Annotated in this window: 13 protein-coding genes and 1 pseudogene; 6 read left to right on the top strand and 8 right to left on the bottom strand. The window is 37.5% G+C overall.

Annotated features, from left to right (window positions below; all coding sequences use genetic code 11):
- The first annotated feature begins 59 nt into the window (after positions 1 to 59).
- The gene (locus B0X80_RS11295) at positions 60 to 1,082 is read left to right on the top strand and encodes a LacI family DNA-binding transcriptional regulator (RefSeq protein ID WP_077340368.1); all 1,023 of its coding nucleotides are present in this window, start codon (positions 60 to 62) and stop codon (positions 1,080 to 1,082) included.
- A 70-nt stretch (positions 1,083 to 1,152) separates the two neighbouring features.
- Here the strand turns inward: B0X80_RS11295 and B0X80_RS11300 are convergent, their stop codons facing one another.
- From B0X80_RS11300 to amt, 3 genes are all read right to left on the bottom strand, one after another.
- Complete coding sequence (locus tag B0X80_RS11300; protein WP_077340370.1) at positions 1,153 to 2,625, bottom strand: MFS transporter; 1,473 nt, start codon at positions 2,623 to 2,625, stop codon at positions 1,153 to 1,155.
- Positions 2,626 to 2,797: 172 nt separating this feature from the next.
- Positions 2,798 to 5,359, bottom strand: coding sequence for a glycoside hydrolase family 31 protein (locus B0X80_RS11305; protein ID WP_077340372.1), 2,562 nt, complete (start codon positions 5,357 to 5,359; stop codon positions 2,798 to 2,800).
- A 181-nt stretch (positions 5,360 to 5,540) separates the two neighbouring features.
- Entirely contained in the window at positions 5,541 to 8,591 is a 3,051-nt protein-coding gene (gene amt / locus B0X80_RS11310; RefSeq protein ID WP_077340374.1) for an ammonium transporter, read from the bottom strand.
- A 567-nt stretch (positions 8,592 to 9,158) separates the two neighbouring features.
- Between amt and B0X80_RS11315 the strand changes: the two genes are divergently transcribed.
- Positions 9,159 to 10,880, top strand: a complete 1,722-nt coding sequence (locus B0X80_RS11315; protein ID WP_077340376.1) for an alpha-amylase family glycosyl hydrolase — start codon at positions 9,159 to 9,161, stop codon at positions 10,878 to 10,880.
- Between the two features lie 261 nt (positions 10,881 to 11,141).
- Positions 11,142 to 12,773, top strand: a complete 1,632-nt coding sequence (locus B0X80_RS11320) for an alpha-glucosidase (RefSeq protein ID WP_077340526.1) — start codon at positions 11,142 to 11,144, stop codon at positions 12,771 to 12,773.
- A 170-nt stretch (positions 12,774 to 12,943) separates the two neighbouring features.
- On the opposite strand, the gene B0X80_RS11325 is transcribed toward B0X80_RS11320, so the two are convergent.
- A complete protein-coding gene (locus B0X80_RS11325; RefSeq protein WP_077340378.1) occupies positions 12,944 to 13,531 on the bottom strand; it encodes a PIN domain-containing protein in 588 nt (195 codons plus the stop codon).
- Positions 13,532 to 13,924: 393 nt separating this feature from the next.
- Between B0X80_RS11325 and B0X80_RS11330 the strand changes: the two are divergent.
- Together B0X80_RS11330 and B0X80_RS11335 are read left to right on the top strand one after the other, a co-directional pair.
- Positions 13,925 to 15,274: pseudogene (locus tag B0X80_RS11330) on the top strand (circularly permuted type 2 ATP-grasp protein); the annotation flags it as partial.
- A gap of 1 nt (position 15,275) precedes the next feature.
- Positions 15,276 to 16,205 carry an alpha-E domain-containing protein gene (locus B0X80_RS11335; protein ID WP_077340380.1) on the top strand — a complete coding sequence of 310 codons (930 nt, stop codon included), beginning with the start codon at positions 15,276 to 15,278 and terminating at the stop codon, positions 16,203 to 16,205.
- Between the two features lie 82 nt (positions 16,206 to 16,287).
- Here B0X80_RS11335 and B0X80_RS11340 read toward each other — a convergent pair whose 3' ends face one another.
- The gene (locus B0X80_RS11340; protein WP_139345314.1) at positions 16,288 to 16,569 is read right to left on the bottom strand and encodes a hypothetical protein; all 282 of its coding nucleotides are present in this window, start codon (positions 16,567 to 16,569) and stop codon (positions 16,288 to 16,290) included.
- Between the two features lie 202 nt (positions 16,570 to 16,771).
- On the bottom strand, positions 16,772 to 18,097 hold the full coding sequence (locus tag B0X80_RS11345) for an IS4 family transposase (protein WP_077340384.1): 1,326 nt from the start codon (positions 18,095 to 18,097) through the stop codon (positions 16,772 to 16,774).
- A gap of 326 nt (positions 18,098 to 18,423) precedes the next feature.
- Between B0X80_RS11345 and B0X80_RS11350 the strand changes: the two genes are divergently transcribed.
- Positions 18,424 to 19,146: a PIN domain-containing protein gene (locus B0X80_RS11350; RefSeq protein WP_245825444.1), complete on the top strand. Its 723-nt coding sequence runs from the start codon at positions 18,424 to 18,426 to the stop codon at positions 19,144 to 19,146.
- Between the two features lie 387 nt (positions 19,147 to 19,533).
- Here B0X80_RS11350 and B0X80_RS11355 read toward each other — a convergent pair whose 3' ends face one another.
- Entirely contained in the window at positions 19,534 to 20,931 is a 1,398-nt protein-coding gene (locus tag B0X80_RS11355; RefSeq protein ID WP_077340386.1) for an HlyD family type I secretion periplasmic adaptor subunit, read from the bottom strand.
- A 162-nt stretch (positions 20,932 to 21,093) separates the two neighbouring features.
- Positions 21,094 to 24,822 (bottom strand): calcium-binding protein, encoded by a 3,729-nt coding sequence (locus tag B0X80_RS20360; RefSeq protein ID WP_139345315.1) that lies wholly within the window; start codon positions 24,820 to 24,822, stop codon positions 21,094 to 21,096.
- Position 24,823: the final 1 nt, after the last annotated feature.

The raw sequence follows: 24,823 nt of genomic DNA on the forward strand, positions 1-24,823 counted from the left end.
GTATAAAACGCCCCTCTAAGGTATATTCAGGTATGTATTGTTTTTTGGAAAAACACTGAGTGAAAGCTAAAGCCACATCTTTTGATATTGCCTATCAGGCAGGTGTATCGCAATCTACAGTATCTAGAGCACTAAGAAATAGTCCATTAGTGAATGAAGAAACTCGCGCTAAAATTCGAGCGATTGCCAAAGATCTCAATTATAAAGTTGACAAAAATGCGAGTAATTTAAGATCGCAACAAAGTGACACCATAGCTTTGCTCTTGTTCGAAGATCCTAGCAACGATGACTCGTCAATTAATCCTTTTTTCTTATCTATGTTAGGCAGCATAACGCGTGCATGTTCGAATAAAGGCTTTGATTTACTCGTATCTTTTCAGCAATCAAGTAACGACTGGCATGCCGATTTTGAAGACAGTAACAAAGCCGACGGGCTCATTTTACTCGGCTATGGCGACTACGAAGATTACGAAGAAAAACTACGTACATTAATAGAGCAAGGTACACACTTTGTGCTTTGGGGCGCAGAAGTAAAAGAACTGCCTATTATTTCGATTGGTTGTGATAATTTTCAAGGTGGTATGAAAATAACCGAACATGTTATTAAGCAAGGCCGTAAAAACTTTGCTTTTTTAGGTGATGCTTCAAATCATTCGCCTGAATTTTTAGCGCGTTATCAAGGCCATTGCCAAGCACTAAAAAACCATAATTTAGCTGTTAATGAAAAATTACAAATAGCGGCTATTTTCACCGAAGACTCAGGCTATCACGCAGCCTGTAAACTTATAGAAAGTGGTGAAAATTTTGATGCTATTTTTGCCGCAAGTGATTTAATAGCCATTGGTGCAATGCGAGCATTACAAGAAAAAGGAATTACTATTCCTGATCAAGTTGCTGTGGTGGGTTTTGATGATATAGCAATTGCTAGTTTTACCTTTCCACCATTAACGACTGTTAAGCAAAACACGCAGTTAGCAGGTGATATTTTAGTGACCAAACTGCTGCAATTAATTCACGGTGAACAAGTAGAAGCGAGTTTAATGCCGACCGAGCTTGTCGTACGAAAATCTTGTGGTGCTTAATAACGCAAAGAGCCATTATCCTATGGGAATAATGGCTACCTAAATTCTAATAACTTGTCTGGTTAAATAATCATGAACTTTGATCATCTTTTACAAAGTACACCGACATCGCTGCAAGAAACATGGCAATACCCGCTAATATAATAATGTAAATAGCCTGATTATTAAAAAATGTAGTTAAAATCCAGCCCGTTAAAACACCTGAAAGTATTTGCGGGGCAGCAATAGTAAAGTTAAAAATCCCCATATAAACTCCCGTTTGTTTCACCGGTAAAGCGCCAGCTAATATTGCGTAAGGCATAGCTAAAATTGCCGCCCATGCCATACCGATACCCGCCATAGGAATTAATAAATTTACAGCCCCTTGAGGAACATCAATTTGTCCGCCAAAAAAGCTAACGGTTGTTAGTGTTGGATCTTGTAAAAAGTACATACTAACGTAACCAATACCGCCCGCAAATAAAGCAAACGAATACGTAGTTTTACGGCCAATCGTATTAGCTAATTTAGATAAAAACACAGAAAATACCGCAGCAAATAACGAGTATGCTGCAAACAAAATACCCACCCAATCGCCTGCTGCACCTTTGGCTAATAATATCGCTTCAGGCACCTCGCCTACTTGTTTTAAATATTGAGAATCAAACCATTTAGCATCAATTCCCCAAATGTGTTGCGCTAGCGCTGGCATGGTATACACCCATAAAATAAACAACGCGAACCACGAGAAAAATTGCACTAAAGCTAATTGCTTCATAGTACTTGGCATTGATTTAACTAAACCAATAAAGCCAGAAAAACGTTTAACTAGTGACTCTTTTGTATCGGTACTTGTTGCTGAGTTTTCAAGCTCAGGAAGAGAATAACTACCCGGTGCATATTCTTTAGTCATTACGGCAGTCCACAGCACCGAACCTAATAATACGGTTGCACCAATATAAAACGCCCAGATAACGGATGGCGCAACTTCACCGCTTGAAGAAGTATTATCTAACCCAACCACATTCGTTAAAATAAAAGGTAGAAGAGAACCAATAACTGCACCAATATTAATAAGTAGCGATTGCACAGAATAACCAATATTACGTTGGTTGTTAGGTACCATGTCTGACACTAGCGCTCTGAAAGGTTGAAAGGCCACATTAAATGACGCATCCATAATCGCCAGCATTACTGCACCAAACAATATCGGTGGTACTAAAGTTACCACCAAAGGCGCATTAGGCATTAATATCATACCGATTGCAGCAGCTACAGAGCCTAATAAAAGGTAAGGTATACGACGGCCAAACTTATTCCATGTTCGATCAGACGCGGCACCAACTATCGGCTGAATTAATAACCCCATAACAGGGGCCACTAACCAAAATAATGAAAGGGAGTGTAAATCTGCCCCAAGGTCTGACAGTATTCTACTAACATTGGCGTTTTGTAAAGCAAAGCCAAATTGCACACCTAAAAAGCCAAAGCTTACGTTCCATATTTGCCAAAAACTAAGTTGAGGTTTCTGTTTATTATTATAGGTTGTTGTGGTTTCACTCATTTTTAGACTCTTATGGAAAGTAAATAGTAAGTAGATATGATCAAAAAGTTACAGCAAATATTGGTGTATCTAGAGAGTAAATAATATACGTACAATAAAACTAAATCGCTATCACCTGCATACGTATTCACAGGTATGCTGTATTTGCTCATTTATTCGTTTTTATTTTAATTTAACGCACAAACAAGTTTATATCTTGCTGTTGCCAATTAAAGCTCATCGTAAGTGTTTGCTTTTCTTCATTCCAACGAGCCACTTTATTATGCAACGGTTGTTCTTTATTTAACTCGCTGTTTGAACTTGATTTTTCTAGCTTAAATATGGTTTTATTTTCGCCTTGAACAAGCGCTATGTTTTTCGCTTCTCCTTTATAATTATGAATAACTAGGGTTATGTTTCTCATTTTAGGTGAAGCATCAAAGCCATTTTTTAGTTTTGAAAAAACAAAATGCAATTCTTCATTTTTTGCGCCATGTCTTTGTGCACTAAATTGTAATAGTTCAAACAGTTCTTTTTCCAAAGCTTGATTGCTTTCACCGTCGTCTTCATACATTTTAGCTTGGCTAAAATTAACCGATTCATCTGCGTAATAATGCAAGCTAATAGCATCACTCGAGTAATTTTGGGTTGATTGAATACTATCAATCATAGGAATAAAAGATCCGCCTCTAACCAGTACAGGTATGTGCTCTAAAGAAACAGGCATATTGATAACTTGATTACCTTGATACTCAGTTCCGTTCCAGTAATCTGTCCAAGTACCTTTAGGTAATGGTATATTTACACTTTTTGTATCCGCTTCAATAATGGGAGTTACAAGAAAGGCATCTCCCCATAAATAACTTTTAGTATTATTGATTAGCTTAAGATCGTCTTCATTCTCAAAAAATAGCGGACGCATTAAAGGCATTCCTGTCGTGCTATTTTGGTAAGCTAACGTGTAATTATAGGGTAATAATTGGTAGCGTAATTTAACGTATTTTCTGAGTATGTTTTTCGTTTTTTCATCATGGAACACAGGTTCTGATGCAATATGATCTTGGCCATGAGGACGAAACACAGGTTGAAAAACCCCGTACTGTAACCAACGCGTATAAAGCTCGGCATTAAAAGTGTCTCCGCCAGCAAAACCACCTAAATCAGAATGCGTATAAGCTAAACCAAACAAACTCATTTGTAAGCTAAGTTCTACTTGAGATTGCAAACCTCCCCATGTTCGGCTTACGTCGCCTGTCCAAGGCATAATGCCATAACGCTGTGAGCCCGCAAAACCTGAACGCATCATAACAAAAGGCCTTGTATTGGGTGCCATGGCTAATTGTTGGTTATACACCATTTGTGCCCAGCGATGACCATACACATTATGAATTTCATCCGCGGTAACATGCATTCCGTTATCTAACCTATGTATGCTGTCGCTTGGGTGAACTTCTGGCTCGCCTAAATCGCCCCACCAGCCAGCAATACCTTGTTCGTGTAACCTTTGATAACTTTGATTAAACCACTCTCGACCGCTTTTATTAAACACATCAACTAAGCCAGTATTACCAAAGTAAAAATCAAACGTTTTAGCATGGCCATTCTTATCCATTGCTAAGGCATTATTTTCAACAGCAGATTGCCATTTTTTTGAAGAACTTAAAATAAAAGGCTCTGTTATCGCAATGGTTTTTACGCCTTCACGTTTCAGATCTTCAATCATTTTTATCGGTGTTGAAAACGCGTTTTTATCCCAATCTAAATTACCCATGTGGCCTTTAATATCTTTACCAAACCAATATAAATCTAAAATAAGCGCATCTAAGGGAAAATCTTCTTGCTGATATTTATTAACAACGTTACGTACTTCTTGCTCGCTTCGGTAACCAAAACGAGAGGCAAAACTTCCTAATGTCCAACGAGCTGGCAAAGGTTGTTTACCTGTAACGTGAACATAGTTTTCAATCAACTTAGGGTAAGTATCACCCGCAATAACAAGGTAAGCATTTCGTCCGCCTACTGCGTTAAACTCAAGTGTATTATGCTGTGTTTTACCTATATCCATCATACCTTTAGCCGAATTATCAAAAAGCAAAATATACTTTTTATTCGACATAACGGCTGGTAGGCCAAAGTACATTTGGTTAGATTCTGAGCTGTAACCGTAATGAGCTTTATTATAAAGTGGCATAGCATGGCCACGCCTATTCATGCCAAGTATTCTTTCTCCACCACCGAGTAATACCTCTTCATCACTTAATGTAAACTTCAATTTAACTTCTGATTTATCTACAGATTTATTCGTTTTGTTATCATCTAATAAATACTGAGGGGCTTGAGAAATCAATTGTTCAGTATTTTTATAAAAACTTATATTGAAAGGTACTTTAGTAATAACTGCCGATAATTTTCCGGCTGAAAAAGTAAGAGATTTAGCTTTATTAATAACACTTGTTTTTTGTTTTAATGTAGAAGGAGCTATAGCAAACGACGGTAAATTCTTTTCCCTTTGGTTGTGATAAACCACTTCAATAGCTTCTTCACCATAGGCAGTAAGCCAAACACTGCCCTCCTCCGTTTTAATTTTTAATACGCTATGATTAAACTCATAATCGACTACATTAATGTTAGGTTTTTGTTCAAGAGCATAAACGCTAAAAGCACAACCTAAAAAAAGAAGTAACGACAGCAACAGGCTATTTTTATAAGAAGTAAGCTGATGTTTAATATTAAAAATAATAAAGCCAGTGTGCATGTAGGTACCTATTTATTTTTTCGTACAGTTTCAGTATAGACTGAATAGTAACGTTAAATATCTTTGTACCGCAGCTGAATACGTATGCACTAACTTGTACAGTTATTAGCAACGTCATAGCATGCTTTAAATAACAATTTCCTGACTTAATAAACTTAATTAGCGCCTTATAAACCTAAGATTAAAATGTAATATCTTTTAATCTTAATAAAGGCGTCGCTTGCTCTACTGTGATAGGTTTTGAGAAGAGGTAGCCTTGAAAGTTTGTACAGCCATTTTTTAACAAAAAGGCTTTTTGTTCTTCGGTTTCAACTCCCTCAGCTATGGTTGATAAACTAAGGTTGTTGGCTAAATTGATAATGGTTGAACATATTTGTCCGTCTTCGCTGGTTGATGCGCATTCATTAACAAATGAACGATCAATTTTTAATATATCAATAGGTAAACGTTTTAAATAACTTAATGAAGAATAACCCGTACCAAAGTCATCTACTGATATTTTAATATCCATTTCTTTTAATTGCGAAAGAACGTTAATACACTTTTCAACTTCTGTTAATAACACGCCTTCTGTTATTTCTATTTCTAAAAACTCACCCGAGATATTATTTTTTGATAACTGCGCTTTTATAAAAGGAATGAGTTGCCCTGAAATCAGGTGTTTTCCTGAAATATTCACCGATATGGGCACAATATTTAATCCTTGCTGACTCCATTGCATCTGTTGCTCTAAAACGTTTTTTATTGCTAACTCGCCTATCGTAATAATAGCTTCTGAATTTTCAGCAATAGGAATAAATATACTAGGCGAAATATAATTACCATCAGAGTGTAGCCAACGAGCTAAGGCTTCAAAACCAATAACATCATCACGTTCATTAACTTTTGGCTGATAAAAAAAATGGAATTGTTCAGGATCGTTTATTGCGCTTCTTATGTCTTGTTCATAAGTAAAGTTGATAATATCAGCACCTTCCATGTCAGGCTGGAATAATTGAAAATTGTTACGGCCATTTTTTTTAGCATGGTACATTGCCATATCAGCCTGTTTTATTAACTCTTGCGCATTGGCTTTTACCACTTTAGATAAAGCGATGCCGATACTCGTTAATATATTGACCATATGCCCTTCTAATTCAATAGGACTACGTAACACACTTAATATTTCTTGTGCTTTATTTGTTGCGTCAAGTAAACTTAACTCACCTTCCATCATCACAATAAATTCATCGCCTCCCCAGCGAGCAATAATGTCTGAAGAACGTGTTACTTCAATTAATCGGCTAGCAACTTCGCATAACAAAGTGTCTCCTGCTTTATGGCCTAAACTGTCATTCACTTGTTTAAAACGGTCTAAATCTAAAAAGAAAAGAATAATGTGTTGTGTATCATTGACCGGTTTTTTAATAAAACTTTCTAGGCAGTTCATTAAATAAGTGCGGTTATATAAGCCCGTTAATGAATCGCTATACGCTAATTGTTTGAGCTTATTTTGTAATTTTAATTGCCTAGAAATATTACGAATATGTAAGGTAAATTCATTTTTAAAAACGCTACCTAAATTGGTTCTTGTTACCGATACCTCAGCGGGAAATTCGCCACTGGCTTGGCTATTTAATGTGATGGTGTTTCTTCTATTATGTAAAAGTCCTTGGGCTGTAGAAAACTGATGCTTTAAACTTTCTTTAATTGCTTCTTGCTCATCTTCTTGAATAAATAGCTCGATAAAGTTTTTTCCAATAACACTTCTTTTTAAATAGCCAAATATTTTTTCTGACGCTGGATTAAACTCAAGAATATTGCCATGTAAATCAACGGTTACAATACTGTCCATTGATGAATCTAATATGGCACTTTTGCGTTTTTCGCTAGAACGAAATTGCTCAATAGCATCATCTCGTTGTGTAATTTCATTATTAACGCGCTTAATAACCTTATTATATTGCTTAGCTATTTGGCCAACCTCTGTAAAAGGTTCTTCGGGTACCGAGGCTGAAAACTCACCTTCCGTTTGCTGTAAACGCATTGAATCAAGTAAGTCGATGAGCTCAGTTGAGGCTCTATGCTCTGAAATATTCATACCGATCATTTCATTTTTAGCTGACACACGCAGTGGAACAAAGTGATTAATTACTTTGAACAAAATAAAACTAACAATAAAGCTGAAAGAGAAAATAGAAAAGATACCAATAAGCTGAGCATTAAACTGCTCAAAGCGTGATAACCCTGTATCTAATACGGTTAAATCAGAAAATAAAGCAACCGCTAATGTCCCCCAAATACCTGCAAATAAATGCACAGGAATAACACCTAAAGCATCATCAATTTTTAACTTTTCAATAACGTATGTTCCATAATACAAAACAATACCAGCGATAATACCAATAAGCATAGCTTCTTTAGCGCTAACACTGTGGCAACATGCTGTAATGGCAACCAAGCCTGAAATAACACCATTTAAAATATAACTCACATCAATAAATTTATGATGATAGGTATGAATCATTGACGCAAATATGCCGCCAAATACTGCAGATATACAGGTATTTAATATAATGCTTGGAACTTGATCGTTAAGGGCTAAAGTACTTCCACCATTAAAACCAAACCACCCTAACCAAATCAATAAAACGCCTAATACAGCAATAGGTAAGTTACTTCCTTGTGGAAACTTTCTCTTAGGATCGAATCGTCCTAATCGAGGGCCAATAATTAATACGGCGGCAAGTGCCACACTTCCTCCAACCGAATGAACAACGGTTGCTCCGGCAAAATCAACAAAACCTAAACTTTCCAGCCAGCCCTGATTATTGTCTGCATAAATAGATGACCAAGCCCAATGACCACATATAGGATAAATAATCGCAGACAAAATTAATGTGCCATAAATATAGCCGCGATATGTCATACGTTCAGCTACAGCACCTGATAAAAGGGTAGCGGCCGTACCGCAAAACATCATTTGAAAAATAAAGAAGCTAATTTGAAAAGGAGTTTGATCATCACCAAAAAAGAACTCGCTTGTGCCGAATAAACCATAAAAAGATTCACCAAACATTAAAGCAAAGCCAATAGTCCAATAAACGGTTACAGCAACAATAAAATCAGAAATATTTTTGGCGGCAACATTGATACTATTTTTACTGCGGATTTTTCCACTTTCTAAACACAAAAAACCTGCTTGCATCAAAAACACTAAAAAAGCTGTAGTAAGCAGCCAAGAATAATCCATTCAAAACCCCTATATATATACCCGTTATCATTCAAAATGCAGGTTTCAGTGGGAACTAAAAACAATTTAGACACAGATTTTACGTTCCAAAAAAAATCTAAGGTCTACATCCATGTAGGAACCTGACTAAAGTTAATAAGCCCCATAAATTGTTTTTAGACCCATCGAAGAAGCGCTTGAGCAAAATCACTTCTGCGTTAATGCTTTTTATAAGGGAACGACCATTATTACAAAGCATTGCCTTGAATTGATATCGCTCAAGCACTCTGAAATAGCCTCTTGATTGGTAACGGGTATAGACTTAATGATTTAAATTTATTTTAATAAACAATCAATTAACGCTTCATGCTTATCATCTCTAGTGGCTGTTTTGTTGTCAAACGAGTAAATTTCATCTATGCCAACTTAAATAATACTAGTATAAGTTTTGAAAAATTAAAGTTAGCTGAAAATATATAACTACAATATTCATATCAGTAGGTTTGTTGTTTGAATACGTATGCACTAACTTGTACAGTTATTAGCAACGTCATAGCATGCTTTAAATAACAATTTTGGGATCCTTTTATGCGTAATTATTTACATGCTGTTCGCTTATCTAAGCCACCATTTTTTAACTTGATCAATATTATGGTGCTTGGAGCTTTATCTATCAGTTGTTCTTCCATAGATAACAATAAAACACCGAATAATGCGGCGATAACACAAAGCACAAATAACATTTACGGCACTACAAACGATTACGCGAAAGAAGCTATTTATTTCTTAATGACCGATAGGTTTGTAGATGGTGACCCAAGTAATAACCATGAAAATCAAGGCGGAGAGTATCCAACATTTGATAGACCTTTAGTGGGTGAGAACGGCGAAACAGCTAATGTGGGTTATCTTGGAGGCGACTTTCAAGGTGTTATCAATAACGCACAATATATTAAAGATATGGGCTTTACCTCTGTGTGGTTAACGCCTATTTATGACAATCCTGATGAAGCCTTTTCAGGTGGCTTGCCAATTACTTATGGCGGAAAATTTAAAGACGGCGGAAAAACGGGTTACCATGGTTATTGGGGCGTTAACTTTTTTAAAACAGACGAACACTTAACCTCTCCTACCTTAGGTTTTTCTGAATTTACCCAACGTTTAAACAAAGATTTTCAGCTAGATTTTGTGCTTGATATTGTTGCTAATCATGGTTCACCTTCTTATACCATGCCGGTTAATCAAAAATCTTTTGGTAAGCTGTATGATGAAAACAATACCTTAGTTGCCGATCATCAAAACCTTGCTCCAAAAGATCTTAATGAAAAAGAACCACTGCATCAATTTTTTAATAACAAACCCGACATTGGTGAACTCTCAGACTTTAATGAAAATAATCCAGAGGTTTTAGCCTACTTTACTAAAGCTTATTTATATTGGTTAAACCAAGGTGCGGATTCTATTCGTATTGATACCATTAAACATATGCCACACCATTTTTGGAAAAAATTAACTGACAATCTTCGCGCACAACATCCTGATCTCTTTATTTTTGCTGAAAGCTTTTCATACGATGCAACGTTTATTGCAGAGCATACTAAACCAGAAAATGGCGGCGTTAGCGTTTTAGATTTTCCAGGACAAAAAGCAATAACGGGTGTGTTTGAAAATCCTAACAGTAGCTATGCAGATCTGCTTTCTTACTTACATTTAACTGATGGTTTATACCAAAATCCCTATGAGTTAATGACCTTTTACGACAACCACGATATGCCGCGTATGAACGCTAACGATAATGGCTTTATTGATGCAAATAATTGGTTGTTTACCTCTCGTGGTATTCCGGTGATTTATTATGGTTCTGAAATCAACTTTATGACTGGAAAAGCAGAGCATGAAGGTAACAGAAATTACTTAGGACAAGCGAATATAGAGCGTGCTAAAAAGCATATTATTCATCAAGAATTAACCCAAATAGCCCAAATACGTAAACATAACATCGCCCTACAAAAAGGTGTACAACTGAATGTAGAGTTCAAGCAAAACACCGCTGTTTTTTATCGTGTTTATCAAAAGGATGGCATTAACCAAACGGCTTTGGTTTTATTAAATAAAAGCGATAGTCCTGAAACCATTACTGTTAATAAATTATTAAACGCTGGGGTTTGGCAAGACGCTCAATCTAAAGAACTGTTAACTATTACCCCAGAACAAAAGCAGTTAAGCGTGCAAGTTAATGCTCACGATGTAAAAGTTCTGCTATTAAATAGCCCTATTAATAATGCTAAATTATTAGCAATGCTGAAATAACCCTTTCAAGCTTACGGTTTAAAGCCTACTGTTAAATATAAATAAACGGTAGGTTACCTCTATCCCTCTTTTATCTCCTTAATTTCTCCAAACTATTGCTTATTTTTTTTCAAATAAATGCATACGTATGTTACACAATACATACGTATGCAAACCCTATGATAGATAGGGCTTCTTAGCGTATTCTTAGTACATTGTATGAATACGATAACGAGTGGCAATAATTCAAGCCGCTTTAGTCAAACGGTTGGAGCTTTAATAATGTTAGAACAAATGTGGTGGCGAGGAGCCGTAATTTATCAAGTTTATCCTCGAAGCTTCAATGACAGCAATAACGATGGCATTGGTGATTTACAAGGTATTGTTGCTAAGCTAGATTACATTGCAAGTTTAGGTGTAGATGCGATTTGGATTTCGCCTTTTTTCAAATCTCCAATGAAAGATTTTGGTTATGATATTAGCGACTACCGAGACATAGATCCTATTTTTGGTAACTTAGCCGACTTTGATGAACTAATCGCAAAAGCGCATGCGCTAAATATTAAAATAATGATCGACCAAGTGTTAAGCCACACTTCAGATCAACACCAATGGTTTATTGAAAGCCGCGAAAACCAAACTAACGATAAAGCAGACTGGTATGTTTGGGCCGACGCTAAGCCAGACGGAACAGCGCCTAACAATTGGTTATCTATTTTTGGTGGCATGGGTTGGACATGGGAACCCCGCAGACAGCAATATTACCTTCATAACTTTTTAACGAGCCAACCCGACTTAAACTTTCATAATCCTGATGTTCGCCAAGCGGTATTAGACAATGTTGAATTTTGGCTAAAACGTGGTGTTGATGGTTTTAGATTAGACGCGATTAACTTTTGTTTTCACGACGCTCAACTGCGCGACAACCCGCCAAAACCTAAAGAGTTAAGACAAAGCATAGGTTTTGATGAGAAAAACCCATACGCTTATCAATACCATTATTTTAATAATACCCAAGATGAAAATTTAGGCTTTATTGAATCAATCAGATCACTACTTAATCAGTACCCAGGTACAGTGGCTTTAGGGGAAATATCGTCTGAAGATTCACTTAAAACCATGGCTGAATATACCCAAGGTGATAGCCGTTTACACATGGGTTATAGCTTCGATTTATTAACCGACAATTTTACCGCCAGCTACATTAAACAAGTAGTTAAATCGTTAGAAGCAAGCGTATCTGACGGCTGGCCTTGTTGGTCTATCAGTAATCACGATGTGCAACGTGTAGTCAGTCGTTGGGGTGCTAAAAATAACCTAGCTGCTGCACCAAATTTTGCCAAAATGCTATTTGCTTTAATATCATCATTACGTGGCAGTGTGTGTAGTTACCAAGGTGAAGAGCTAGGATTACCTGAAGGTGAAATTGCCTTTGAAGACATTCAAGACCCTTACGGAAAAACCTTTTGGCCACAATTTAAGGGTCGCGATGGTTGTAGAACACCTCACCCTTGGAATAAAAACGAGACTAACGCAGGCTTTTCTGAAAACACACCATGGCTACCTATGATCGACAGCCATAAACCGCTAGCTGTAAGCGAACAAGATCTTGAACCTACATCAATTTTAAATAGCTATAGAGCATTTACCCATTGGCGTAAACAACACCCTGCACTACTTTATGGCGACATTGAATTTATAGACTCGGATGAATCTTTATTAGTGTTTACCCGAACATTCGAAAGTCAAAAGCTACTTGTATGCTTTAACTTAAGTGATGCAACGCAAACGTTTAATACAAGCTCATTTAACAACTTAACTGAACAAACAGGCCATAAACTCGCTGTAGGTAAAGTCGTTGGTAACAGCATTGAGTTACAGCCTTTCGGTTGTTTTTATGCTGAAGTACAGTAACGCCAACTCCCTAATAAGTTGGAATAAATAAAGTATAAACTGATTAAAAAACAAAAGTCTGAATAGCAATATTTAGGCTTTTTTATGGAGGTTATAAATATGGTAATAGATTGAATTTATAGTTTATTTTTAAAAAAATAGCGAATGGCTATAATGATATATGTAATTATTTACCTATTATACTTTATCAATTCATTGTCGATATTTATCACCCCTTCCTCAAGAAACTCTTGAATGTACTTCTGAACTTCAAGTTCGACATTATTCTTAACTCTCATGTAAGTTTTAATATGATTAAATAAAGCATCACGCCTTTTCGGTCTAGCTGTTTTAGGCATATAAATGATGTTATTAATTAAATGAGGCGTTTTCTTTTTCTCACCTTTTGTAAGCTGTATCGGTTTTACATTGTTTTTTGTTTCTCCCCAACCAACTTGCACACACTTTCTAATATTTAAATTCACATGCTTAATCAAAGGCGAGAATGCTCTATCATTACTTATCACGTCAAAGCTGACATTTTCAGGTGCTATATGATTATAATCAGAAAGGTAATAAGCTAAATGGAGATCTAGATTGTTTTTATTAACCTCTGCAATTTTAATATAAGTGAAATCAATTGGCTTATTGTAAATATCATCGCCAAAGTTGAGGACTTTTTGTTTTGCTCCGACAAAAACAATTACTTTTGTGTAATGACCTAGGTTTACCCTATTTAAACTTCCAACATTTTCATAATCAATAAAAGCCCACTTCATCAATCCCCTCCTAAAAAATCAATACAAACCAATACAAAACAGCACATTAAAAATAGATGGATACATTGACTTTTTCGAATAGTTTTTTCATATAATGAAAATAAAAATGATGAATATTAGCTTTGTTGTTAAGGTACTTTTTAGCCTTCTATTTGGTTATTAATCATCTTTCAGCTCATTAAGAAATGAGGTTAAAACGAATTTACTCATTGTTGTTCGCTTTTTAATACGACTGCATGGGTGCAGAAGGTAGGGCGACTCAGCAGACAAAGCCGAGAATAACGATGATACAAATCTCACGCCGCGTTTAAATCCGTTTAAATCCGTTTAAATCCGTTTAAATTGAATGAAATTTAACCCTGAAAGACCAACAGACCCTAGTGTTTTTTTATTTTATCTGCTGAAGAGTTAAAAAAAGCCCGAGCAGTTGCTGATTTAGCTATTAAAGAGATGGGGATTTCCTTCACTGTTTATAATGAAGGCAACATGATTGATAGAGCTTGGCCTTTTGATATCATCCCTCGTACCATTGGCAAGAAAGAATGGCAAGGTGTAGAAATTGGTTTAAAGCAACGAACTGAAGCACTCAACCTGTTTATTGATGATTTATATCACGACCAAAAAATTATTAAAGACGGTGTATTCCCAAAAGGCTTATTAGAAAAATCTGTTAACTTTCGTAAACAATGCGTGGGGATCAATCCCCCTAATAAAATTTGGGCACATATTTGTGGTTCAGATTTAGTACGAGATGGCAAAGGCACTATGTACGTGCTGGAGGATAATCTACGTGTTCCTTCAGGTGTATCTTATATGCTTGAAAATCGCTCGGTAATGAAGCGCGTATTTCCAGAGTTATTTGAACAAGTCTCTATTTTACCTGTTGATGATTACCCTTCTCAATTATTTGATATGTTGGCTGCAATGTCACCTCGTCCGCAAGACAAGCCTGAAGTAGTTGTATTGACACCTGGTGTTTTTAATTCTGCATATTTTGAACATTGTTACCTTGCCCAAGAAATGGGCTGTGAGTTAGTAGAAGGTCGTGATCTCGTTGTTGAAAAAGATGACTGTGTTTACATGCGTACCATCACAGGTTTACAACGTGTAGATGTTATTTACCGCCGAATTGATGACTTGTTCTTAGATCCAGAAGCCTTTTTACCTGACTCTCAATTAGGTGTTCCGGGGTTGATGCGTGCTTGGTCTAAAGGGAATGTTGCTCTAGTAAATGCGCCGGGTGCAGGTGTTGCAGATGACAAGGTCGTTTATGCCTACGTGCCAGAGATGATTAAATATTACTTAGGCGAAGAAGCAAAATTAGAAAACGTTCCTACCTATAAATGTATGGATCCAAAAGAGTGTGATCACGTCATTAAAAATATCGATAAGTTAGTCGTTAAACCCGCTAATGAATCAGGTGGTTATGGTTTATTAATTGGCCCTAAATCCACTAAAAAAGAACAACAAGCGACAATTGCACAAATAAAAGCAGATCCTCGTAACTGGGTCGCACAGCCAACATTAGATTTATCAACGGTTCCTACATTGGAAGAAGATGGTATTACACCGGGTGGTCGCCATGCTGATTTAAGACCTTTTATTTTATCATCAGGTAAAGATACTCAAGTAACTACAGGAGGCTTAACTCGTGTTGCTATGGTTAAAGGGTCCTTAGTAGTAAATTCATCACAAGGTGGTGGCAGTAAAGATACGTGGATTGTAGACGAGGAGGCTAAATAATATGTTATCAAGAGTCGGTGAAACTTTATATTGGATGTCTCGATACATTGAACGCGCAGAAAATGTTGCTCGGTTAATTAACGTGAATAATATGTTGATGATGGACTTACCCAAAGGGGTAAGTACTGGGTGGGAACCTTTAGTCGACATTATTGGCGCGCGAGAATCTTACCAAGAAACACATACAGATTTTTCAGAGCCCAAAGCTTTACGATACCTGTTAGTGGGAAAAGATAACTTTTCTTCCATCTTAAATTCTATTATCTCTGCCAGAGAAAGCGCTCGCACGATTCGAGACGTTATCCCAAGAGATATTTGGGAAGAAATAAACACCTTATATTATTATGTAAAAGACAATCAAAATGAAGGATTGAGTAAACGAGGTAGGTTTGCCTATTTAAAAGCGATTATAGATGCAGCACACCAAATATTTGGTGCTTTAGATGCAACCATTAATCATGATTTAGGTTATACCTTTATTCGTCTTGGATTAATGATTGAACGTGCCGATATGACATCGCGTATATTAGATATTCGCTCTGAAAATTTAATTATTAGTGAAGAAGCAAAACCTTTTGAAAATATACAGTGGATTAGCTTATTACGCTCATTAAGTGCTTATCAAATGTATCGCCAAGAGATGGGTGTACGTGTTCAACGCTCAGATGTTATTGAGTTTGTGATGCACAGTGATGTTTTTCCACGATCAATTATGTACTGTTTAGGGCAGATGAAAGCGCTAATTTCACCTTTACCTAATTCAGCAGAAATAATAACCTCTATCGATAAAGCGATTGATGAATTAAAAGCAGGAGATGTGCGATCGCTTGAAAAAGGTTATTTGCATGAATATATTGATGAAATTCAAATTAAATTAGCAGGTATTCATAATGATTTAGCAGAGCTTTATTTTTTAAAGCCAGCAGAATAATTAGTAAACGTAGGGCAACAGAACATTCCCCTGCTAACTTTGTCACTTTAGAATTGCTTCACTTTATTGAAGAGAAGCAACTTTAAAATAACAATTTTATTGATACCGATGACTTTCGTTTATTTATGTTCTTTGGTTTCCTCTGAACATCTAAATGGATAAACATCGTTACGACCTTTAAAATATAAGAGAAGAGTTCAATTTTAGATTTAGGAGAGGCGTGTAGATTAAAATTTTGAGCTAATGCAGCTTCATGTTGTGTGATTAACACTTGGCGTTCATTAATCAAAGCAACACGCTCCTCATTTAATAATTGAAGACGGGCATCTATTTGCGCGAGTTTATTAATATGGCTTTCAGGCATGATTATAATATTACTCTTATATAGTTTTTTTGTAATGTTAATATTTAAAGCATACACACACTGCTTTTCAAATTTGAAAAATAATCTTGAAATAAAGTAATTATTACTACATAATTAACTTAACAACTAACCCTACTTCCACGCGTAGCATTGAGTCTCCTGGATATAGGGAGAAAAAGCCGACCTTAGTGTCTAATGCCAGTCAGTTAACAACTGACTGGCTTTTTTTATTGGGATATTTACTCGGTTTGGGTTTAACACACCGAGGATATGCTCGCTCACGCTTTATTGGTAAAATGTGATGCTCTACCTGCTCTTGTAGTTGCTCAATTGATTTAGGGATACGCCCAGCATTTTCTATAAACATCGTGTGAATTAAGTTAATAATACTGATAGCACATGTCGTAAAACTCAGGTGTTTTGCATATATCCCTGGCTTTTTCTGCGCCATTTTTACCATCTGATATCTGAGCAAGTTATAGCTCAACATTACGCCCCATAACTCTTGCGCTATCATTTCAGGTTTTTTGCTGCGTAACGTGAAATGACTATTCAATAAGGTTTGTTTCATTTCTCTATAGCCAAGCTCAATTTCCCACCGTTCACTATAGAGGTCAACAATGTCAGCCTTAGGGAAACGCATTGGGTCAGTCAGTGAAGTGAGTATATTCACCTCTTTCCCCTTAACCGTTTTTGTGACTAGCCTGACTTCAATGCTCTCTGGTAAATCGTCGAACTTTTTTCTCGCTTGTGCTGTTGCTTTTAGCTTGATAAGTTTGTCGTGACGGCCTAGGGAGCGAACGACTTCATACTGTGTGCCTTTTCTCATCGGTTGCAACCAATGACGATTTTTTCCTCCATGGTGCCATCGATTGAGCAAGCCCAGTGAATAAAAGCCTCTATCAAATAACGTCAGTGAATTATCTGGCGTAGAGTCAATTAAGTCTTCGGCTAATACCATTTCACTTGAGCGACAACTATCAAAGACACTCCCCATTAATAAATGGCTAGTTAACTCCATTAAGCAAACCATACGCACTTGAGGAAAGGCTGTGTCACCATATTGATTTTTCCAAGTGGAAAACTGCTTATGATTTTCAGCCGTATCAGGTGTACGCCAAATGACACCATCAACGCCTAATAGGGATAAGCCACACCATGTGGGGTGGTTAGCATCTGCGTTCCACATTTTTTGGCTTCGCTCAAAAACCTCTTTAACTGCACTTGAGCCAAGGCGTTGCCTTGCTTGTACAACCGCACTGGGTGCAACGAGTTCTTTTTTACCTGGTAAAGCGAGCCCTAATTTACTGACAATACTCCACAGTGGGTCTTCACGATAAAACGACATACAAATGACTGTCCAAACGGCCATCTCAACAGGAAGCCTTCTTTTCCTTATCGTCGCGACACCAGCGGTTTCTGCGCATTGTTTGATAAACTCAGGGCATAAAAAATCACTCAGTTGACCTAATCCTTCTGAGTTTGGGGCATAGCCGTTGGCAAGAGAAAGTGCTGTTGTTAGTTGCAAAAGAAAAGGCTCCTAAATGAATTCAGAAGCCTTTATATACTAACCAGAAGATCGGTCAATGGATCGTTAAATATTTCTTAACTGATCGGCATTAACCTTAGTGTCGGTTTTTTTGTAACTAAAACCTAAGGATTAGCTTTGAAGACGCGTGTATATATTGATGGATACAATCTATATTATGGCTGTCTTAAGCGCACACCTTATAAATGGCTAGATCTATCCAAACTATTTATCAAGCATATTCTGCCAAGCTCCTCAGAAGAAACTCTCTCTTATCAAGATTTAAGCATCAAGTTCTTTACTGCTGATATGTTGGTAAAGCCGCAATGTCTACAGATTCCCTAAATGATCAACAAGCTTATCACCGCGCTTTAAACTTCAATAGTGAAAATAATCAACTAGAAATTATCAAAGGTTATTACGCGATAAATGCTACACGTGCATTCAAAATTGACGCAGATGAACCAAATAAACCACCTAATGAATGTGAATATGTTGATATATGGAAACTCGAAGAAAAACAAACGGATGTAAATATTGCTGTTGAATCGCTATATGATGTATTAACCGATGATACCATCGAGCAAGTTGTCTTTGTAACTAATTATACTGATTTAGCGAGTGTTTTAGAAAAGATAAGATCGCTGAATAAAGTAAAAGTTGGCTTAGTTATACCTACTACTGATAGCATTCGAAACCCAAATGAAAAACTCGATAAATTTGCTAACTGGACGAGAAAGAACATTTTAATTGATGAACTAAAGTTATCTCAATTGCCAAGAGTTGTTCAAGGAGGGAGAAAGCCAGCGGTTAAACCTATCGGTTGGTTTGGGCAACCAGCTATAGTTGAACAAATAATTGAAACATTATTACAAGTAGAAAGAAATAGAAGTAAATGCTGGAGGTGGTTAGAAACAGCACCACCAAGCTTTGAAGACTTACCAGTACTAACTGAACTCCCAATTGCGTTACTCAATAGTGAGGAAACTTCCAACATTGTACTTCAATACGCCAAAAAATATGTTGATTTTCGTAAAAATGAAGAATGAATAATATTTGGTTTATTGATAGAGAGGCAGAAATGCAATAAGCCTGAAAAGAATATTTTTCAGGCTTATTGAAACGTTATGAATGAACAACTCGCTACATCATGCCGCCCATGTAGAGCTCAACATATTGAATTGTATATAATTTGTCACATGGGAATATTGCCATCAAAAACACACGATATAAATACAATTAAGGCTGCCTTTTTTAAAAAGACAGCCTTAATACTTAACAACAAAAAAACATCACAACCGATTGATTTAAGTAAACTTCCACGCCATACTACCCATATGTAACTTATCTATTTGTTTTTATTTAATTAGTTACATGGGATGAATTTCGACACCCCACTTTATACTCTAGACTTCAAAACTATATATACTTACTATCTACCGCTCCCCCAAACTATTATCAGTAGCGCGTTGAATAGGACTTAAGAAGTAATCAATAATGCGTCTGCGTGATGTTTTTACTTCCGCTGTAATACTCATTCCGGGTATTAAATCAATCCATTTACCTTCAACTAATAATTTATTTTCATTGAGTTTTAATCTCATTTTATAAACTAAACCACGTTGCTCATCTTCAATCGCATCTGCCGTAATATCAACTACTTCAGCATGTAAAAAACCATATAAGGTAAAATCGAAGGTCTCTACTTTTATCTCAGCGGTTTGTCCAACGCTCACAAAACCAATGTCTTTATTGGTTAGTTCAACTTCTGCCTCTAAAAAATTCCCTTTAGGTACAATCAACATAAGCGGTTGCGCATCAGTAACAATACCACCAATAGTGTGTACACTTAGCTGCTGCACATAACCTGTTACTGGCGCAGTTAATAGTTGTTTATCATTAAATACATGGGCTTTTTCTAGTTCTTGCTCAAGACCAAAAACTTGTTGTTGGAAGCTTTCAATTTCAGTAAGGTTTTCTCCCATGAATTGCGCAGTTAATTGTTCCAATTGCTGTTCGGTTTCTTTTGCTACTGAGGCCAGCATTAATCCTCTGTCTTGTGCTATTTTCATTTCTTGTTGATATTCAATCAATTGCTGCTCTAACTCAAGATAACTACTCTCAGATACATAAGAATCAACCCGCAAAGACTTTAACGAATCTACCCGCTTTTGTATAATAGGTAGCACGGCTTTATATTTTTCAATATCGGCTTTATTCATATTTAACTCAGCACGTTGAGTCGTTAATTGTTGTTTTAAAACGCTTAGTCTTGCTTGATAGGCAGACCATTGCTGCGCTATCCAGGCTTGTTGATAGTTAAGCGCTGCTGGCGTTAATGAGGTCTGCCAGTCAAAGCTTTGTTGCTGAACTAAGGTGTTGTCATTGGTGAGTTTTTCTCGCAGTGTTAATTGCCGATAAAGGTTTAATTGGGCAATATTTAGATCTTTACTTATGCGATTTAAGTCGGCACCCGTTAAACTTTTCTCAAGTTCAATGAGTGGTTCGCCTTGTTGCACCAGTTGGCCTTCGGTCACAAAAATGTGTTTAACTACGCCTTTTTGTAAAGGTTGTATCTGCTTAACCCGGCCACTAGGAATGATTTTTCCTTGAGCTACCGCTACCACATCAAGGTGTCCAAAATAGGACCAAATTAAGGTAAAGACACAAAAGACGATAATACTTTTACCTAAAAAACGACCAATAGGCGATACTGGCCGCTCTAATACTTCAATCGCTGCAGGCATAAAATCAAGTATAACGCCAGATTCTGACATTTCTTTCTTTGTCGGCGTTTTTTTAAAAACGTTTAACTTTTGTAATATTTTTTTCATAACATCTTAAAAAATAAAACCCAAGTAGCCAAAACTACTTGGGTTGATCCACTTCATTTCACTAAACGGCTTTGCTGCTTAACTGTATTGTTTTGAGTTGAGTTGAGCAACTTAACGGCGCCTCAGTCGATTTAACCTTGCTTAATCATTATCGTAATGTAATTAAGCAGCTTTATCCCAACTTTGTGCCAGTACCGGTATCAGTGCCTCATCCATCTCTGCCGTGACAACTTTGCCTGCACCAACTGGCGGTTCAAAGGCGGCCATCGCGTCAACAAGTTGTTGTACTTGGTTAGATGTCAGCACACCATCGTCAGTTTCTATGCTTTCGATTTGATGTTGCGCGCCTTGATACCAGCTATCAATGTTGACACTGCCATCATTACCAGTGATACCAATCACGAGGTCATCGTTATGACGACTAAACCATAGTTCATCAGAACTAATACCGTCGAAGATGAGTTCGTCTTGTGACCAGTGACTATCAGCAATGGTGTCATTGCCATCACCTAACGCGTAATGATAGGTGTCGTTACCGCCGTCACCTGCAAGATAATCATCACCTAAACCACCGGTGATAATATCTTTTTGGTGTCCGCCTTCGATATGGTCATTGCCTGCACCACCTATCAAGATGTCTGCACCCGTTCCACCACTTAATGTGTCATCGCCTAAGCCACCCTCAAGGATATCATTTTGGTGACCTCCATCAAGTGAGTCATTACCCGCACCGCCTATCAAGCTATCAGCTCCTGTGCCACCGATTAAGGTATCGTCACCTAAACCACCATCAAGCGTATCGTTTTGGTGTCCGCCATTAAGTAAGTCATTGCCTTCACCGCCCATTAGGGTATCTTCGCCAGTATCACCGATTAAGATGTCATCACCTAAACCACCTTCAAGGAAATCATCACCATGGCTGCCATCGAGCGCGTCATTACCAGCGCCACCTTGTAAGTGGTCATCACCGTTACCACCATCAAGTACATCGTTACCGCCTTGACCATTTAAGATATTATTACCATGGTCGCCGCTTAAGATGTCAGCAAAGTCACTACCGGTAACGTTTTCAATGTTAATCAAGCTATCGCCAAAAGCAGCAAATGCATTATCAGTATTATCAAGTAAATTAACGTAAGCCGCCTCTAATGCTCCTATATAGCTCGCTGTATCAATACCGTTACCGCCATCTAATACATCTGCGCCTAAACCGCCAATTAAGCTATCATTATCACTACCGCCTGATAACGTATCGTCACCTTCGCCACCATTAAGGATATCATCGCCTTCGCCACCATTGATTATGTCATTTCCACCATTGCCAACGAGCCTATCGTTACCTGATACACCATAAAGTGTATCATTACCTAAGCCTCCATAAAGTCCGTCATTGCCTCCATCTCCTGATAATACATCTGCACCTGCACCACCTACTAAAACATCATTTCCTAAGCCGCCTGAAGCAATATCATCCCCTAAATCACCTTTTAATGTATCATTACCAATACCGCCATGTAGTATATCGTCTCCAACATCACCTTGAAGTAGGTCATCACCTAAGCCACCATGTAAGGTATCATTACCACTGCCGCCAAAGAGCGCGTCATTACCTTCGCCGCCATCAAGTATATCATTGCCAAGGTTACCAACTAATCTATCGTCACCTTCGTCGCCATAAACATTATCATTGCCGGTACCACCAAATAATGTGTCATTACCTTCATCACCATGAAGAGTGTCATTGTCTGCTCCGCCATCAATGTAGTCGTCGCCTTCACCGCCATGCAGTAAGTCATCACTCGATAAACCTTTAATAAAGTCATCCCCTGCTTCACCGTATAAACTATCCGCCGATTCATTACCGTATAAATAGTCGGTTGCTGCAGTTCCCATACCAAATAAGACTAACAATTCATGCTCTGCAACAGCTTCTGGTGCATTACCATCATCAATTAACGCCTTAATACCTTCATTAAATTGTTTTGCTAAGCTTGCATCGACTTCAACTAACGTTAACGCAGCAATCATATAAGCATCAACATCAACACCTTCAGCAAGTTTCGTTAATGTTTTATCCAATCGTTGTTCAAGCGTGTTTATTTTAGTGATTGAAATTGAGTCATTATCAAGATTATAAGAGGCTAATGGCAATGCATCTTTTAATAAACCATTACTGACCGCTGTCTTCACTAGAAGGTTACGATGAATCTCATTCAGCGTACGGCGCATGATGCCACCGCTGCTGACGTTGTTCCAATCTTCTTCGGTATCATGGAAGCGTTCATCAGAGAACTCGAGTGTTTCGAACCCTGCATACGCTTTAACAATCGCTAACTCTTCTGGTGTGAACGTTTCATTATTCGCATTTTCAAAAACAAACAATCCGCTTTCTTCATTATATATCGCACCAAAGGTCTCATTAACTTCTGCCGTTAAGTCTGCGGGGTTAATGCCTTCAGCGCCAGTCCATTTGACTAAAAAGCTATCAAAGTTATTAATGAGTTGACTGGCATCATCGGCCATGATTAACGTATTCGCATAATCACCAAAATCGGTATCTAGACTCATTGCGATACGTAAATCGGCCATCGTACCGTGACCTTTGATTTCAGCAACTTCTTCCGCTGCTGAATAAAAGGCATAGTTTTGAATATATTTAGAATCAACACTTCGGGCATTCACAACTATATCGGCTAATTGACCTTCGCTACCGTCAAAGTATTCAAAGCTACCAACACGCGCAATACGGCCAGCATCGCTCAAAGGATTATCGATTTCAGTATGAACCAAATTCAACCCTTCAATTCCTAACGAGGTTAATGAATGTAACTCGTCAGCTGAGCTAACACCATCACTGTTGCTGTCTTGCCATACTTGTATCGTTTCAAAAGCATCATCTTGCGCGTTAATTTGACCATCACTATTTGAATCAAATAAGGCTAGCTCATCAAAACCTGTTGATGTTGGACTACCAAATAGTTCATTAATATCGTTAATTTGGCCATCGCCATTTTTATCGACAACTAAAAGGCCATCATCCGCACTCACCCAAGAGGTGTTAATCGCAAAGCCATCGCCATTTAAATCAAAATAGGTGTTATTTCCTTCTAAAGAAATAAGTTCAACACCGTCCCCATCAAGATCAATAACAAGTGGGTCATAGCTGAAACTAGAAAAGCTTGTCCAACTCGATGAACTACCAAAACCGCCTGAGTCACTACCAAACCAATCATCCCATAAACCACCAAAAAAATCGGAAACATCATCCCACGTATTAGATACCCAATCAGTAAAATCATTCCAACTATCAGATGCCCAATCAGTAGCATCGTCCCAAGTATCCTCTATCCATTGTGCACTTTCGTCCCAAAAGTCCATAGGAACATCTGGTGCATAAATAGTAATAATCTCTGCAGTTACTTCTTCAAAATCAGTCGAATTGGTATTATTTACATCTACAGGCGTTTCAATGCCTGGGATTTCACTTAATTCTGTATTACTAGGCACTATCAGCGGAACATTATTTTCATCAAGAACCGTTCTTATTAGCGAGTTACTATTATTTTCCAATCCCCCATAGCCCGCATCAGAATCTTCAATTTTTTGAGCCGAGTTTTTCATCCCCTCCCATACATCTGCAGCACTCCGCCCTCCAAGGTCCAGTTCAGCCTGTCCACGGCTTTGCGAGCTATCTCCATCCCTACTATCTGCGGATTCTGCTAATGGAACATCTATTTCTGTAACTATCTCGCCTAAATCCGCTTCGAATATATCAATTTCTGGCCCCCCCCTAATAACAAACTCTTGACCTGCGTCATCTTCATACACTAAATATGTGTGGTTATAATCAGGATGGGCTGAATCAATCGATTCTATATATATCTTTCCCATT

It is taken from the genome of Pseudocolwellia agarivorans (assembly GCF_002000085.1).
Taxonomy (GTDB): domain Bacteria; phylum Pseudomonadota; class Gammaproteobacteria; order Enterobacterales; family Alteromonadaceae; genus Pseudocolwellia; species Pseudocolwellia agarivorans.

Coding starts and splice junctions, on each gene's coding strand:
- B0X80_RS11300 (WP_077340370.1), bottom strand. CDS start 2,625: ATGAGTGAAACCACAACAACCTATAATAATAAACAGAAACCTCAACTT.
- B0X80_RS11305 (WP_077340372.1), bottom strand. CDS start 5,359: ATGCACACTGGCTTTATTATTTTTAATATTAAACATCAGCTTACTTCT.
- amt (WP_077340374.1), bottom strand. CDS start 8,591: ATGGATTATTCTTGGCTGCTTACTACAGCTTTTTTAGTGTTTTTGATG.
- B0X80_RS11315 (WP_077340376.1), top strand. CDS start 9,159: ATGCGTAATTATTTACATGCTGTTCGCTTATCTAAGCCACCATTTTTT.
- B0X80_RS11320 (WP_077340526.1), top strand. CDS start 11,142: ATGTTAGAACAAATGTGGTGGCGAGGAGCCGTAATTTATCAAGTTTAT.
- B0X80_RS11325 (WP_077340378.1), bottom strand. CDS start 13,531: ATGAAGTGGGCTTTTATTGATTATGAAAATGTTGGAAGTTTAAATAGG.
- B0X80_RS11335 (WP_077340380.1), top strand. CDS start 15,276: ATGTTATCAAGAGTCGGTGAAACTTTATATTGGATGTCTCGATACATT.
- B0X80_RS11340 (WP_139345314.1), bottom strand. CDS start 16,569: ATGCCTGAAAGCCATATTAATAAACTCGCGCAAATAGATGCCCGTCTT.
- B0X80_RS11350 (WP_245825444.1), top strand. CDS start 18,424: ATGTCTACAGATTCCCTAAATGATCAACAAGCTTATCACCGCGCTTTA.
- B0X80_RS11355 (WP_077340386.1), bottom strand. CDS start 20,931: ATGAAAAAAATATTACAAAAGTTAAACGTTTTTAAAAAAACGCCGACA.
- B0X80_RS20360 (WP_139345315.1), bottom strand. CDS start 24,822: ATGGGAAAGATATATATAGAATCGATTGATTCAGCCCATCCTGATTAT.